Annotated in this window: 15 protein-coding genes; 10 read left to right on the top strand and 5 right to left on the bottom strand. The window is 64.2% G+C overall.

What is annotated here, in order from left to right:
* Positions 1-166 precede the first annotated feature (166 nt).
* The 7 genes from PG897_RS12405 (at position 167) to PG897_RS12375 (ending at position 7,690) form a co-directional block, all read left to right on the top strand.
* Positions 167-1,231, top strand: a complete 1,065-nt coding sequence (locus PG897_RS12405; RefSeq protein WP_010635316.1) for a porin — start codon at positions 167-169, stop codon at positions 1,229-1,231.
* Positions 1,232-1,348: 117 nt separating this feature from the next.
* Positions 1,349-2,260 (top strand): ABC transporter substrate-binding protein, encoded by a 912-nt coding sequence (locus PG897_RS12400; protein ID WP_005308231.1) that lies wholly within the window; start codon positions 1,349-1,351, stop codon positions 2,258-2,260.
* Positions 2,261-2,487: 227 nt separating this feature from the next.
* Complete coding sequence (locus tag PG897_RS12395; RefSeq protein ID WP_201882405.1) at positions 2,488-4,530, top strand: TonB-dependent receptor; 2,043 nt, start codon at positions 2,488-2,490, stop codon at positions 4,528-4,530.
* A 65-nt stretch (positions 4,531-4,595) separates the two neighbouring features.
* Entirely contained in the window at positions 4,596-5,216 is a 621-nt protein-coding gene (locus tag PG897_RS12390; protein ID WP_201882403.1) for a PepSY-associated TM helix domain-containing protein, read from the top strand.
* Between the two features lie 176 nt (positions 5,217-5,392).
* Positions 5,393-6,430 (top strand): acyltransferase, encoded by a 1,038-nt coding sequence (locus PG897_RS12385; RefSeq protein WP_201882401.1) that lies wholly within the window; start codon positions 5,393-5,395, stop codon positions 6,428-6,430.
* Between the two features lie 127 nt (positions 6,431-6,557).
* Positions 6,558-7,130: a hypothetical protein gene (locus PG897_RS12380; RefSeq protein WP_005308223.1), complete on the top strand. Its 573-nt coding sequence runs from the start codon at positions 6,558-6,560 to the stop codon at positions 7,128-7,130.
* Between the two features lie 125 nt (positions 7,131-7,255).
* Entirely contained in the window at positions 7,256-7,690 is a 435-nt protein-coding gene (locus tag PG897_RS12375; protein ID WP_201882399.1) for an N-acetyltransferase, read from the top strand.
* Here PG897_RS12375 and PG897_RS12370 read toward each other — a convergent pair.
* Entirely contained in the window at positions 7,687-8,052 is a 366-nt protein-coding gene (locus PG897_RS12370) for a winged helix-turn-helix transcriptional regulator (protein WP_201882397.1), read from the bottom strand. The genes PG897_RS12375 and PG897_RS12370 overlap by 4 nt on opposite strands.
* A 121-nt stretch (positions 8,053-8,173) precedes the next feature.
* Between PG897_RS12370 and PG897_RS12365 the strand changes: the two genes are divergently transcribed.
* Positions 8,174-8,479 carry a monooxygenase gene (locus tag PG897_RS12365; protein ID WP_005308216.1) on the top strand — a complete coding sequence of 102 codons (306 nt, stop codon included), beginning with the start codon at positions 8,174-8,176 and terminating at the stop codon, positions 8,477-8,479.
* On the opposite strand, the gene PG897_RS12360 is transcribed toward PG897_RS12365, so the two are convergent.
* Both PG897_RS12360 and PG897_RS12355 read right to left on the bottom strand, forming a co-directional pair.
* On the bottom strand, positions 8,460-9,005 hold the full coding sequence (locus PG897_RS12360; protein WP_201882453.1) for a GNAT family N-acetyltransferase: 546 nt from the start codon (positions 9,003-9,005) through the stop codon (positions 8,460-8,462). The genes PG897_RS12365 and PG897_RS12360 overlap by 20 nt on opposite strands.
* A 5-nt stretch (positions 9,006-9,010) precedes the next feature.
* The gene (locus PG897_RS12355; protein WP_201882395.1) at positions 9,011-9,631 is read right to left on the bottom strand and encodes an outer membrane beta-barrel protein; all 621 of its coding nucleotides are present in this window, start codon (positions 9,629-9,631) and stop codon (positions 9,011-9,013) included.
* A 213-nt stretch (positions 9,632-9,844) separates the two neighbouring features.
* Here PG897_RS12355 and PG897_RS12350 point away from each other — a divergent pair, with 213 nt between their 5' ends.
* Entirely contained in the window at positions 9,845-10,483 is a 639-nt protein-coding gene (locus PG897_RS12350; RefSeq protein ID WP_043167020.1) for an exopolysaccharide biosynthesis protein, read from the top strand.
* A gap of 63 nt (positions 10,484-10,546) precedes the next feature.
* On the opposite strand, the gene PG897_RS12345 is transcribed toward PG897_RS12350, so the two are convergent.
* Together PG897_RS12345 and PG897_RS12340 are read right to left on the bottom strand one after the other, a co-directional pair.
* Positions 10,547-11,821, bottom strand: a complete 1,275-nt coding sequence (locus PG897_RS12345; RefSeq protein WP_333563741.1) for an amino acid permease — start codon at positions 11,819-11,821, stop codon at positions 10,547-10,549.
* A 436-nt stretch (positions 11,822-12,257) separates the two neighbouring features.
* Complete coding sequence (locus tag PG897_RS12340; RefSeq protein WP_201882393.1) at positions 12,258-13,187, bottom strand: GGDEF domain-containing protein; 930 nt, start codon at positions 13,185-13,187, stop codon at positions 12,258-12,260.
* A 331-nt stretch (positions 13,188-13,518) separates the two neighbouring features.
* Between PG897_RS12340 and PG897_RS12335 the strand changes: the two genes are divergently transcribed.
* The gene (locus PG897_RS12335; protein WP_005308203.1) at positions 13,519-13,836 is read left to right on the top strand and encodes a DUF6968 family protein; all 318 of its coding nucleotides are present in this window, start codon (positions 13,519-13,521) and stop codon (positions 13,834-13,836) included.
* The last annotated feature ends 44 nt before the right edge of the window (positions 13,837-13,880 follow it).

Below are 13,880 nucleotides of genomic sequence, written 5' to 3'. Positions count from 1 at the left end.
ACCTTTGCGCGCAAAAGTGGCGGTTCGTCACACAAAACACGGCCCTTTCACCAATTTGACATCAAACCGCCACTGACACTTCACGAGAGTGTCACCCCGCTGTCATCCCCCCTGCCTAGCATGGCCCCCGTCTTTTACAACAAAGCTTGCAACACAAGGGATTAAGATGAAAAAGCTGACTGTAGTGGCACTGGCTCTCACCGCGGCCTTCCAGGCTCAAGCCGTTGAAGTTTACAAGAATGACACCACCACCCTGGATCTGTACGGCCGCATCTATGCCGGCCAGTTCTTCGGTGACAAGAAGGAAGGGGTCGACAGCACCCATCCGAACGGAACCCAGGAGTACAGCGACAAGCAGGGCGCCAACCAGTTCGTCCGCTTCGGCGCCAAGGTCGACAGCCAGATCAACAGCCAACTGAAGGCGCTGGCCCAGTACGAAGTGCAGATGTACATCAACGACAGCGAGAAGACCATCAGCGAGAACTCCGACAACCTGCGCACCCGTCTGGCGTTCGCCGGTGTCGGCGCCGACTGGGGCAACATCACCTTCGGTCGCCAGAAGGGGGCCCCTGGCTTCCTGGCCGACTGGACTGACGTTTCCCTCTCCGACGGCTACGGCAACGAGGCCCTCGGCGCCAAGACCGATACCTTCGCCACCAACCGCGCCGGTTCCGTGCTGAAGTACTCTGGTCTGTTCAACGGCTTCCAGATCGATACCAGCTACAAGTTCGACGGCGGTGACACCGAAGAGACCACCAGCAAGGACAGCGATGCCGCCTACGGCGCCGCCGTGGCCTACACCTTCCCGTTCAATCTGGCACTGGGTACCGCCTACAACGTGGGTATCCGCGACAAGAACGGGGAAGAGGATGCCAAGCTGTGGCTGCTCTCCGCCAAGTACGACAACAAGGCCGTCTACGCCGCCCTGAGCTATGCGGACGGCAGTGACTTCCTGGCCACCGGCAAGGATCACACCGGCTGGGAAGGGGCGCTGGGCTACAACTTCGAGAACGGCTTCGGCCTGATGGCGCTGTGGAACAAGCAGAAGGTGGAGCAGTCCGGCAAGGCCGACTACGACTCCATCGACTACTACACCCTGGGCGCCCAGTACAAGTTCAACAAGAACCTGCGCGTCATCGGCGAGTACCGCATCAACAACCTCGACAGCAAAGAGAGCGGCAAGCTCAACGTCAAGGATGACTTCCAGCTGGCGGCCCGCTACGACTTCTAAGTCGGGCCCCTCTGCTCTGCGCGCGCCGGCTGATGCCGGCGCGCTCTTTTTGGTCCGCCCCGACGCGCCCGGCCCTCCATGATCTAGGCTCAACAGAGCCAAGACGAGGAGATCATCATGCCGCTACGCCTGCTCATCTGCTGCTGCCTGCTCTGCGCCCTGCCCGTTCAGGCGCTGACCATCGCCATGGTGCTGTGGCGCGGCGAAACGGACGCCGAGCGCGGCTTTCGCGACGAGCTCAACCGGCTCGGTCATCACCCCACCTTCGTCACCTTCAACGCCAATCAGGACAGAACCGCGCTGGCCACCCTGCTGCGCCAGCAGCTGCTGCCCTCCCTCGCCGACTACGACTACATCTACTGCTTCGGCACCACCGCCACGGCCATGGTCAAGAGCCTGGTGGGCAACCGCAAGCCGCTGATTTTCAGCATAGTGTCCGACCCCGTCGGGGCCGGTTTCCTGTCCGACGACAAGACGGAAAACCGGATGGTGGCCGGCACCAGCAACATGGTGCCGATGGCGCTGCAGCTCGCCAACGCCCGCCGCTATCTGCCCGCCAGCAAGGGGCTGCTGCTGCCGTTCAACCCGCGCGAGCAGAACACCCTGCTGACCGGCGAGATGCTGCTGCGCGAGGCCCGTCGCTACCAGTGGGAACTCACCACCTGGCGCATCGCACCGGACAAGCGGCGACTGGCCAACGAGCTCAAGCGGCTGCAGCGCGACGCCAAAGAGAGCATCGTGTTTCTCGCCGCCGACAGCTACCTGCTCTCCATCGCCCCCGAGCTACTGGCCGCCCTCAACGAGGCGGGCATCCCCACCATCTGCAGCGCCGAGCTCTATGTGGAGCACGGCTGCACCATCGGCACCATCAGCAGCTATCAGGCCCTCGGCCGGATGGCGGCCAACATCATCCACCGCAACCTGCAGGGCACCCCGCTGCAGGATATCCCGCTGCAGACCGACCCGGCGCCGCGGCTGGTGCTGGGCAAGCAGCTGGCCGGGATCGCCCCCGCCGCCGCCGACCACTGAGCCCCTCATCCCCCTTCTTCTCTCCTCCCGTTACCTTGCCGACAGGGCCCCCTGCCGGCAGGGCGAGTCATCCGATACCCAGCCCCATCGTCAAAACATGTTTCTATTGCACAGCTAATGAAAATCAATATCATTAGCATCCTCTCAAATGAGAGAGAACAAAATAATTACAAATAAATCAATAAGTTCAGACCATCAGGTCGCTTCTTCAAGAGTCAACACGCAACATGCACACACCTCACCACCCGCGCACTCTGCTGAGTGTCGCCCTGCTGGCCCTGAGCGCCGGCGCACACGCCGAAGACGAGACCATGACAGTGGTCGGCAAACGCAGCCAACATGAAGAGGTCGCCACTGCGACCCGTACCAACACCCCGGCCAAGCTGGTGCCGCAGGCCATCGACAGCGTCAAGGCGAGCGAGCTGACCGCCTTCGGCCAGCCCACCCTGAGCGAAGCCCTGACCGGCATCCCCGGCGTCAACGCCAGCGGTGACACCCGCTTCGACGGGGTCAACATCCGCGGCTTCAGCGCCAGCAACGACTTCTATCTGGACGGTTTTCGCGACGACATGCAGTACACCCGCGACCTTGGCAACACAGAACGGGTCGAAGTGCTCAAGGGACCGGCGGCGGTGCTCTACGGCCGTGGCAGCACAGGCGGCATCGTCAATCGGGTCAGCAAGAAGCCACAGAAGGGGCTGGAGTCCAGCGTCAGCGCCCAGGTCGGCAGCTTCGACAGCCGCCGGCTGGCTGCCGACCTCAACGGTGAAGCGGGTGAGCAGGTGCAGGTGCGTCTCAACCTGGCTCAGGAAGACAAGGACAGCTTTCGCAACGGCGTGACCAGCAAACGCACCCTGCTGGCTCCCTCCGTCAACTGGGAGATCAACGACAAGCTGAACTGGCTGCTGCAGTACGAGCGCAACGAGCATGACCGCACCCCGGATCGCGGCATCCCCGGCGTCAACGGCCGCCCGGCCGACGTGCCGAAGGAGTATGTCTACAGCGACACCCGCCGCGACTTCATCGACGATGTGGCCCAGTCCACCCGCTCGCGCCTTACCTGGGACATCAACGATCAGTGGCAACTGCGCCAGCAGCTGGGCTACACCAGCCTCGACAGCCAGTTCGACAACACCTATGTCACCAGCGTCAAGGGTGACAAGGTGACCCGCGCCCGCTGGCAACAGGATCTCAAGGCCAACAGCCTGATCAGCAACACCGAGGTCGAAGGCCAGCTGCAGACCGGCCCCGTCGAGCACCGTCTGCTGGTGGGCTTCGAGCAGAACTGGCAGGAGCGCACCCCCAAGCTCTACCAGAACGCCACCGCGATCCCGGCCGGCAATCTCTATGATCCGGGCTCCCTGCCCACCTACGACGGCGCCATGAAGCTCTCCAGCGACGCCAATCACAAGGTGCGCGGCTACGGCCTCTATGTGCAGGATCAGCTCAGTCTGGGCGACTGGCACCTGCTGGCGGGTCTGCGCCGCGACGACTTCACCGTCACCAGCCGCCGCAACGACCTCAACAAGGAGGAGACCGTCTCGGTCACCAGCCTGAGCCCGCGCCTGGGCCTGGTGTGGAACCCGATCGAGGAGCACGCCTTCTACGCCTCCTACAGCAAGACCTTCACCCCGGTGGGCGGCGAGCTTATTGGCATCACCCCGGGCGACAAGAACAACAACCTGGATCCCCAGCACACCCGGCTGTACGAGGGCGGCGTGAAGAGCGACTGGCTGGATGGTCGGCTGGCGACCACCCTCTCCCTCTACCGGCTGGAGATGTACAACAAGCGCAGCAAGGATCCGCTGGATCCCACCAAGGTGATCCTCACCGGTCTGCAGCGCACCGAGGGGATCGAGCTGAGCGCCCGCGCCCAGCTGACCGACGAGCTCTACCTGCGCGGCGGCATCGCCATCCAGGATGCCGAGCAGGTCAAGGCGGACGCCGATCTGCAAGGCAAGCGGCCGATGAACGTCTCCCGCCAGAACGGCGAGCTGTTCGCCGGCTATCAGAGCGGCAAGCAGGGCTGGTTCGGCGAGACCGGGGTGACCGCGGTGGGCGATCGCTTCGCCGACAACGCCAACACCACCACCCTGCCCGGCTACGCCCGCTTCGACGCCCGTGCCGGCTACCGCTGGCAGCAGTGGGAAGCCCAGCTGAGCGTGGAGAACCTGACCGATCACGACTACTTCGTCAGCGCCACCAGCGCCTCCCAGATCATGCCGGGCACACCCCGTCAGCTGCATCTGAGCGCCGCCTACCGCTTCTGATCCCTCCCTTTTCCCGATCCCTCTGGCCAGCTCCTGCTGGCCAGATTTTTATGAAGCACCGAGCAATGAGACGCAGAAAACTCCCCCTGCACAACAACAAGTGGGTGCGCCGCATCCACGCCTGGGCCGGCTTTGCCACCCTCACCCTGATGCTGCTCTACGGCCTCACCGGCCTCTGGCTGCAACACAGGGCCGTGCTGCCGCTGCCCGGCCCCCATACCGATAAATCCAGTGAAGAGATAGTACTGAGCGCGCCGCTGACCAGCCCGGATGAGCTGAAAAGCCTGCTGCAACAACGCTATGCAGCAGGGTTCGAGGAGGGGCGCGTCCAGCTCACCCCGCCCCAGACCCTGCCCACCCCCGACGGCCCGCTCACCCTTCCGGCCCGCTGGGAGATGCGCGGCGTCACCCTGAGCGAAAGCGTGGCCGCCAGCTATGTGGAAGGCACCCTGCTGGTGCACACCGAGCTGCAGCAGGCCAACTTCGCCGCCAGCCTCAACCGGCTGCACCGTGGCATGGGCACCGGCCTGCCATGGCAGCTGGTAGGGGATCTGGCGGCGCTGGCCATGCTGCTGCTGGCCCTCACCAGCCTGCTGATGTGGAACAAGCTGCACGGCCCGGCCGCTCGCGGCATCGCCCTGCTGCTGCTGGGCGCCCTGGTCACCGTGCTGGTGGCCATGCTCTAGCGCATTTACCGACGACAAAACGGGATCGGCCTCACGGCGGCGGTAACCTTGCCCGCACCTCGGGTAACAAAGGGTAACCGGCCGCCGATGGGGTTCACAGTTGCCGGCCTGGCGGCTGGATGGGGGCCGCCCGCAGCTGCTAGGGTGCGCCCTCAACCCAAGCGGCAAGAGGCAGCATGCGCATCTCCAGCATCGAATGCGGACGGGTAGTGGCCATCCTGGCGGTGATGACCATTCACCTCTCCCCCTTCAGCAACCCCTTCGATCCCACCCTGTGGGACGGCACGCCCTACCCCCTGCTCGGGGCCATCATCAACCAGCTCTGCCGCTTCGCGGTACCGCTCTTCTTCCTCTGTGCCGGCTACTTTCTGCAACCCGCCCTCGCTGCAGGCCGCCCGCTGACGGTGGCGCTGCGCTACTGCCGCCCCCTGCTGGGGCTCTGGCTGGCGTGGAGCCTGCTCTATCTGCTGATCCCCTTCAACCCGCTCGCGGCGGTGAGCGAGGGCTACCTGCCGGCCATGGCAGGCCAGTGGCAGATGCAGCTGGGGGATCCGCTCAACGCCTGGTGGGTGGGCGGCATGATCCACCTCTGGTTCCTGCCCGCCCTGATGCTGGCGGTGCTGATCCTGGCGCTCTGCCAGCAGGCCCGCCTACCCCGGCTGGCCCTGCTGCTGGGCGTCCTGCTCTACGGGCTGGCCCTGCTCGGCGGCTCCTATGGCCCGCCGCTGCTGGGGGGCGAGTGGGCCCTGCTGACCCGCAACGGCCCCTTCTTCTCCCTGCTGTTCGTGGCCCTCGGCGCCGAGCTGCGCCTGCGCGCCTGGCAGCCGGATGCCAGGCGCTGCGCCCTGCTGATGGCGGCCGGGATGGGGCTCTACGCCCTGGAGGCTTGGGGCCTGCTGCACCTGGCCGCCGCCCCCCTCAACCGCCACGACTTCCTGCTGGGTTCGCTTCCCTGGGCGCTGGGGCTGTTCGGCCTGCTGCTGGCCAACCCGGGCTGGGGCAAGGGCAGCTGGCTCGAACGCCAGGCCCCCAAGGTGCTGGGCCTCTACTGCCTGCACATGATGCTGGTGGTGTGGCTGATGATCTTCGGCCCGCAGGGCAAGCTGGTGTGGTGGGAGCTGCTGAAGGTGCCGGCGCTGCTGGCGCTCACCCTGCTCGGCTACCGGTTGCTGGCGCTGGGGGCGACCAGTCGCTGGCTGCTGCGGGCCCGCTGAGGGGAATGAGGATGGGAGGGAGGCAGATCCCTCCCCACTCGAGGCTGAATGATGGGTTCAATTTTTATTCATCGCGGATAGATAAACTCCGGGACTCCTTAAACGCGAACCCAGGAGTCATCATCCCATGACGTTGTTCACCAAGACCCTGTTTACCAAGCAAGCCGGCCTTGTCCTCGTTCTGCTCGCCGCCAGCGGCTCCCTCAGCGCCGCCGAAATTGCCAACAACAACATCACCGAAGCCGAGATCAAGGCCGCCCAGGATGCCTGGGGCAAGGCCCTGATCCAGATCAGCGACGACTACCGCAGCGGCGGCATCGACAAGGCCAGGGCCACCGCCGGCGCCGTGCTCGACAGCGCCTACGGCTACGCTCAGGGGCCGGTACTGTTCAAGCCGACCCTGGCCGGCGGCGAGCAGACCTTTCGCATCAACCGGGAGGGGGCGCTGGCCTACTTCGTCGGCAACAACAAGGCCTATCCCGCCGACAGCGGCTTCGCCCTCAAGAACTGGCAGAGCTACGACTACAGCAATGCCGCCGTCTACATCAACGGCGACATGGCCCTCACCATGGGCAAGGTGCACCTGACCGACCGGGACAACAAGCAGACCACGGTCGACAAGACCTGGGGCTTCAAGAAGGGGGACGACGGCAAGGTGCGCATCGTGCTGCACCACTCCTCCCTCCCCTACGCCGGCTAACGGCAACAGGCGACCTGCGGGTCGCCTTTTTTGTTACGGGGGCTCCACTTTTGCCCGCTGGCGGGTGACGGCAGAGCCAGTGCTGCTACCATGCCCCTCTTTTGACGAATCCAGACGAGACACTCATGCAGATACGCCCCTTCACCCCGGCCGACACCGAGGCCGTCCTCGCCATCTGGCTGGAAGCCTCCCTGCAGGCCCACCACTTCATCGAGCCCGCTTACTGGCACGCCAACCTGGCGCCGATGCGGGAGATCTACCTGCCCGCCGCCGACAGCCAGGTGCTCTGCCTGGGTGACCAGCTGCTTGGTTTTTACTCCCTGCACGAGGGCGCCCTGGCCGCCCTCTTCGTGGCCCCCGCGCGGCAGGGGCAAGGGCTGGGCAAGGCCCTGCTCGAGCACGCCAAGGGGCAGTTGCCGGCCCTGCGGCTGCAGGTCTATCAGCAGAACCGGACCGCGTGCGACTTCTATCGCTCGCAAGGATTTCAGGTGGCGGCCGAGGGCGTGGATCCCCACACCGGCTGCGCCGAGTGGGTAATGGTCTGGCCGGCGCAGGATTAACTGGGCTCGCCGAGATAGGGCTCCTCGCGGGCCGCCTCCGCTTCACTCAGCGCCAGCAGATCGCCGTGGCTCAGCGCGAAGTCGTGCATCTGCTGGAGCAGGGGGATCAGGGCGACCCCGAGCGGGCTCAGGCTGTACTCCACCCGGGGCGGCACGTCCGGGTAGAGGGTGCGGATGATGACGCCGTCGCTCTCCAGCTCCTTGAGCTGGGCGGTGAGCACCTTCTGGCTCACCTCGGGCATGCTGCGGCGCAGGTCGCCAAAGCGCAGGGTCTGCTCGCGCAGATGAAACAGGATGGCCGGCTTCCATTTGCCGGCCAGCAGGCGCAGCACCCGGTAGGCGGGACAGGGCAGTGAGGACAAGGGATGGCTCGCGAGTGGTTACTTTGCGGTAACTATGCCACGAAAATGTGCCTTCTTGCAGCCAAGTTGCCGGCTTCCTATGATGCGGACTCCGTCAATCAACGCCCAACAGAGGTGCACCATGCCCAGCCTGCTGCAGATCCATTTCAACTTCCCCGCCGAGCTGATGGGGCCGGCCCTCACGAGCGCGGCCATGCCGCTGGCCGAGTCCATCACCAGGGAGCCGGGCTTCATCTCCAAGATCTGGACCGAAAACCCGCGCACCGGCGAGGCGGGCGGCATCTATCTGTTCGAGGATGAGGCGAGCGCCCTCGCCTACGCCACCATGCACGAGCAACGGGTGCTCGCCATGGGCGCCAGCGCGGTGCAGTTCAAGCTGTTCGACGTCAACGAGCCCCTCAGCCGTCTCACCCGCGGTCTGGTGTGATCCCCTCGCCCAGCGCCAGGCGGTAGCAGCCATCCTGCTGCCAGACAAAGCCCAGCCGCTCAAACAGCCGCTGGCTGGGCAGATTGCCCGGCTCGATATCCGCCACCAGCGTGGCAAGGCCGAGCTGGCGGGCATAGGCGATCAGGGCGGTCAGCGCCTCTGCCATCCACCCCTCTCCCCAATGCCGGCGATCCAGCATGCAGCCCACCTCCGCCTGGCGCAGACCGGCATTCCCCGCAAAGCTGTGCAGGCCGCAGGTGCCGATCAGGCGATCGCTGTCGCGCGCCACCAGCCCCCACTCCAGCGACTCGCCGGCGGCCAGCAACCGCTCCACGCTCGCCAGCATCTGCGCCACGGTGGCGAGGGTCGGAAACGGCGGCTCGCCGACGAAACGCATGACCTCGGAGTCCCCGTAGATGGCGAACAGATCGGCACTGTCCCCGGCATCGAATGCCCGCAGCAGCAGCCGCGGGGTCGACAGCGAGGGCAGTGCATGAGGCAGGGGTGGCAAGGTGCCGCGGTGCAAGGGGCTCAAAAGCGCAGAGTCAGGCCGATATTGGCCTGCCACTGGGTAACCAGCTCGCCGCGCACCTTGAACACGCACTGGTCCGGGTTGCAGAGAAACTGGCTGTTGTCGTTGACCAGGGCGCCATAACCGCGCACCTCGGCCCGCAGCGCCAGATGCTCGGTCAGGCGCGGCTGCACCCCGAGCGCCAGCGACATGGAGGGGGCGACGTCGCTGTCGTAGGCGGCGAAGCGGGTCGCCCCGATCCCGGCGCCGATATAGGGGGCCATCAGGTTGTCCGACAGGGTGAGCGCCCCGGCGAAGTGGAGAGTATCCACCGTCAACCGCTCCGGCTGATCGGGGGAGAGGCGGGTGGACTGGTGGCTGTAGAGCAGCTCTATCATGCCGGGGTCGTCCACCTCCCTGCTGATGAACAGGCCCCAGCTGCCGGAGCGCTCCCCCTGCAAGGACTCCAGCCGGGTGGCGACGGGCGTCGGTTGGGGGTCGTCATTGGCCTCGAAGTCGATGGCCGAGCTGTAGCCGAAGAACGGCGTCACCTGCCAGCCGGGGGCGGCCTCCCCCTCTGCGCTCCAGGCCTGCCCCAGCGGCAACAATAGCCCCATCATCATGATCCCTGCTCGTTTCATCACGGCTCCTCCGTGCGCTGCACCAGTGCCCGTCAAGCATATCAGAGCCCCCTGGCCCCTATCCTAAACCCAGCCTGTATCGCGCCGTTTTCGCCGCAAGGATCACACTCGGCCGTCCCGCCCGTTATTCATCCCCGATTAACCTCTGCCCCGTATGCTGGCCGGCAACCGGCTCATGGTGGGCCGGTGCCACTCACCAGAAGGACACAGGGAATGGTTGCCGCGCAACTCAACGACCCCCAGAACAAGCTCTCCGACACCCTGCGGGCCACCGCCCACGCCATCGAGGATAGCCATATCAGCCTGCGCCAGATGCTGGCCCTGGTCGGCGAACAGGGCATGCTGCTGTTTTGCGTGCTGCTCACCGTCCCCTTCCTGCTGCCGGTCTCCATCCCCGGCGTCAGCACTCCGTTTGGCTTGTTGATCCTGTTTATCGGCATCGGCATCACCCTCAACCGGGTGCCCTGGCTGCCCGCCATCCTGATGGAGCGCCGCTTCGCCGCCGAGCAGCTCAAACCGACCCTGCACAAGGGGGCGGATCTGCTGGCCCGCATCGATCGCTTCATCCGCCCGCGCCTGCTGTTGCTGACCGGCAGCAGCACCATCAACCGCTGCAACGGCCTGCTGATCATGCTGGCGGCCCTGCTGCTGATGCTGCCGCTCGGGGCCATCCCCTTCACCAACGCCATGCCGGCCTGGGCCATCCTGCTGCTTGCCATCGGCATGCTGCAGCGCGACGGCCTGTTCGTCGCCAGCGGCTACCTGCTGGTGAGCGCCACCCTGGTCTGGTTCAGCGCCCTGGCCATCGGCCTGCTGATGGCCGGCCAGAGCGTCTCCACCCTGCTTGGCTAACGGCAACACCAAGAAAAAGGGCGACCCTTGGGTCGCCCTTTTTGACTTGTGCGGGATCCGCCGTTACAGCAGATCGTAGATAAGGGCCGAGATGGCCAGCAGCCCGATCACCAGCACGAAGAGGGTGCTCGCCCCGCGATAACGCTGGAGGGCAGGCAGACGATAGATGGAGCAGGCCGGCAGCAGGAACAGGATCACCGCGATGAGCGGCCCGCTCACCTTCTCGATGATCTCCAGCACGTTCGGGTTCAAGTAGGTGATGACCCCGGTCACCACGAACAGAATGACCGACGAGACCCGCGCTATGGTCGCTTCACGCAGCGACAGCCCCAGCCCCTGACAGGCACCGTTCACCATGCTCACCGTCCCCTCGCTCACCCCCATGGAGGTGCCGAGGAAGGATTTGGACATGGCCAGAATGGCGATGAGCGGCCCCACGTAGGCGATCAGCGGATTGGAGAACTTGTTCGCCAGCGCCGACAGCACCGAAATATTGTCGATGCGGGCCTGCGCCATCTCGGCCTGACTCAGGCTCATCACGCAGCTCACCACGAAGAACAGCACGCTGCCGCAAATCAGCAGGCTGCTGCACTTGATGATCCGCTTGGCGCGCTGGTCGGCGCTCGCCTGACAGCGCTTCTTCTGCGTCGCGCTGAAGGAGGAGATGATGGGGGCGTGGCTGAAGGAGAACACCATCACCGGCACGATCAGCCAGAGGGATTTCCAGAACGCCGGGTCGCGCCAGTCCACCCCCTGACTCTCGCTGAAGTAGGAGAGGCTCCACTGGGGCAGCAGATAGATGGAGAGGCCGATGAGGAAGGCAACCATGGGCAGGGCCAGCACGCTGATGGCTGACACCACGATCTGCTTGCCCGCCAGCAGCACCAGGTGCAGCCCCAGCATCACCCCCAGCACCAGCAGGCCGCGCGGGATCTCGGCATTGCCCAGCTGGTGCACCACAAAGCTCTGGATCGCGTTGGTGATGGAGATGCTGTAGACCAGAATGATGGGGTAGAAGGCCATCAGATAGACCAGCATCAGCAGCTTGCCTGCCCGCGCACCGAAGTGCTCTTCTACCACGTGGGTAATATCCCCTTCCCGGTGGGAGCTGGATAATACGAAGCGGCTCAATGCCCGATGGGAATAATAAGAAAGCGGAAATGCCATCAATAATATAAACAGCAAAATAACCGGCGAATTACTGCCAACGGTAATTGGGAGAAACAGTGTACCGGCACCGACTGCAGTGGCATATAAGCCCATGGTCCATACCGAATCACTTTTCTCCCATTTCAACTTTGATGCGGAATTACTCTTCTCAGCAATAGCAACACTCATTGCGATATACACCTTATTAATCTGTCATCTTATATTTTATTGGCCCGTGTAATTAGGCGTGGCGACATGCCGCGGCATATCGACCGGATCGTAGAAAAAACAAGCCCGCCTGCGATCAACATGATCACCAAGAGAAAACGGGGATGCCACGCTACCATCGTTGAAATCGCCATAAAGGTCAAGGTTAATAATTCATGACTGTTTGAATCAGCTTGTTTCAAAAGGAAATAAGATGTGTCATTTTGGCCTCAAGATAATCAATTCAGCTCCGTCTGATAACATAACGACAAAACCTCGATGCGTTGCTCAACAACTTGAATAAGGCCAGAGAGTGGCCCGTTAATATTAACAGCATCAGCCCGGCAATATCAGCTAATTATGCAATGAATGGCCCCGACCGCCGCCGATATATTGGTGCCGGTCCTGCCGCCATATATCAGGGGGTTGGCTTCCCCTGTTTTTCCCCCTTGCGCTGGCCACCCGCAGGGCAGTGAGCGACCCGGTTGCGACCCGCCCGCTTGGCCCGATAGAGCCACTCGTCGGCGCGGGCTAGCGCCTGGTTGATCTCCTCCCCTGGCTGCACCAGGGTGGTGCCCAGACTGACGGTAAAGGCCACCGGATCCGCCGGCAGCGCCGCCACGGCGGCCCGGATCCGCTCCGCCAGCGCCTGCAGATCCGTTTCACTCATGCCGGGCAGCAGGATCAGAAACTCCTCGCCGCCGCTGCGCACGAACAGATCGTCCGCCCGCAGCTGGGCGGCCACGCAGTCGCAGAAGCGCTGCAGCGCCCGGTCGCCCTGCTGATGGCCGAAGCGATCGTTGATCTGCTTGAAGTGGTCGATATCAAGCATCACCAGGCTGCAGGGGGCCTCTCTCTCGCGCCGCTGCCGGCAGTGCTCGAAGAAATAGCGGCGGTTGTAGAGGCCGGTCAGCTGGTCGGTTTCGCTCTGCAGCTTGAGCCGCTGCTGCAGCTCGTGCTGGCCGGTAATGTTGCGGGTCACCCAGGCCACCGCCCGCTTGCCGTCGTAGCGAGAGGGCAGCGGCGCAATCTTGCCCTCGAAGCGCTGCATCCCCTGCGGTCCGACCGAGGCGTCGATCCCCTCCACCTCCACCGCAGCCAGCTCGTACTCCACCACCTGCACCTGGCCCGAATCCAGCGCCAGGGTCACCTGCTCCATCACCCAGCGGGTCATGTCGGCGGGCAGCACATCGGCCAGTCGCTTGCCCGCCAGCGGGTTGCCATCCTGATAGGATTGCTGCTCCACCCCGCCGATGTATTCGATGTAGTAGCCATCTTCGCTCAGGATGAAGACGGGATCGGGCAGCTGGGCCATTACTTCATATAATTGCTCGACCGAAAGTGCCATGCGGTTTCCTTGGATCCGGGGAACGAGAGGCGCACGCCGGGCTGGCCGCCTGCCCCAATTATCGTGCCGGGTGCGGCGCCGAACCAGCAGCGAATCCGGCCATTCATGGATGCGCATCAAGCAATGCGGGAAAATAGCGCTTGCCCCGCCGCCCGTTGATCAAAAGAGCAGCAATCATGGATCTTCAAGCCACCTCACAAGGCGCCGCTGCGCCCGTTGTCTGTGGCGCCCGCATCCATTAGGCTGACCTTCCTGAGTCTGCCCTCCCGGCCGACTCACCCCCCATCAGCCCGGCCAGGCAGACGCCGGCCCCCGGAAAAGGATCGTCCAGATGAAGAGAGCCATAGTGAAAGCGCGCTTCGATGCCATCAGCATCGAGGGAGAACAGCTGACCGTGAAGATTGCCATCGGAGCCCCCGAGCCGGATCCCAAGTCCGCCGGCGGTGACTGGCGCTGCAAGGTGAAGCTGGACGGCCTTGGCAACAAGACCTTCATCTATGGCGTCGATGCCCTGCAGGCCCTCAGCCTCGCCCTCAAGTTCGTGGAGAGCGAGCTGCGCGCCTTCACCGATGCGGGCTGGCACTTCTACCTGCCCGGCAGCCCCGATCACCCGGTCGACATGGCCGCCTGCTACTTCCCGCAGCTGTGACACCGGGAAGGGGCAATAGCTTGACCAGATTGAGTCTGAACGGT

This window comes from Aeromonas sp. QDB20 (assembly GCF_027707805.1).
In the GTDB taxonomy this organism is placed as follows: Bacteria; Pseudomonadota; Gammaproteobacteria; order Enterobacterales; family Aeromonadaceae; genus Aeromonas; species Aeromonas dhakensis.
Note: the sequence above shows the minus strand (reverse complement) of the source record. Positions and strands in the feature narration are given on the sequence as shown.

Excerpts from the sequence above, each read along its gene's own strand:
- PG897_RS12375 (WP_201882399.1), top strand. The coding sequence starts at position 7,256 with ATGCAGATACGCCCCTTCACCCCGGCCGACACCGAGGCCGTCCTCGCC.
- PG897_RS12340 (WP_201882393.1), bottom strand. The coding sequence starts at position 13,187 with ATGGCACTTTCGGTCGAGCAATTATATGAAGTAATGGCCCAGCTGCCC.
- PG897_RS12345 (WP_333563741.1), bottom strand. The coding sequence starts at position 11,821 with ATGAGTGTTGCTATTGCTGAGAAGAGTAATTCCGCATCAAAGTTGAAA.
- PG897_RS12400 (WP_005308231.1), top strand. The coding sequence starts at position 1,349 with ATGCCGCTACGCCTGCTCATCTGCTGCTGCCTGCTCTGCGCCCTGCCC.
- PG897_RS12355 (WP_201882395.1), bottom strand. The coding sequence starts at position 9,631 with ATGAAACGAGCAGGGATCATGATGATGGGGCTATTGTTGCCGCTGGGG.
- PG897_RS12405 (WP_010635316.1), top strand. The coding sequence starts at position 167 with ATGAAAAAGCTGACTGTAGTGGCACTGGCTCTCACCGCGGCCTTCCAG.
- PG897_RS12350 (WP_043167020.1), top strand. The coding sequence starts at position 9,845 with ATGGTTGCCGCGCAACTCAACGACCCCCAGAACAAGCTCTCCGACACC.
- PG897_RS12335 (WP_005308203.1), top strand. The coding sequence starts at position 13,519 with ATGAAGAGAGCCATAGTGAAAGCGCGCTTCGATGCCATCAGCATCGAG.
- PG897_RS12390 (WP_201882403.1), top strand. The coding sequence starts at position 4,596 with ATGAGACGCAGAAAACTCCCCCTGCACAACAACAAGTGGGTGCGCCGC.
- PG897_RS12395 (WP_201882405.1), top strand. The coding sequence starts at position 2,488 with ATGCACACACCTCACCACCCGCGCACTCTGCTGAGTGTCGCCCTGCTG.
- PG897_RS12380 (WP_005308223.1), top strand. The coding sequence starts at position 6,558 with ATGACGTTGTTCACCAAGACCCTGTTTACCAAGCAAGCCGGCCTTGTC.
- PG897_RS12385 (WP_201882401.1), top strand. The coding sequence starts at position 5,393 with ATGCGCATCTCCAGCATCGAATGCGGACGGGTAGTGGCCATCCTGGCG.
- PG897_RS12365 (WP_005308216.1), top strand. The coding sequence starts at position 8,174 with ATGCCCAGCCTGCTGCAGATCCATTTCAACTTCCCCGCCGAGCTGATG.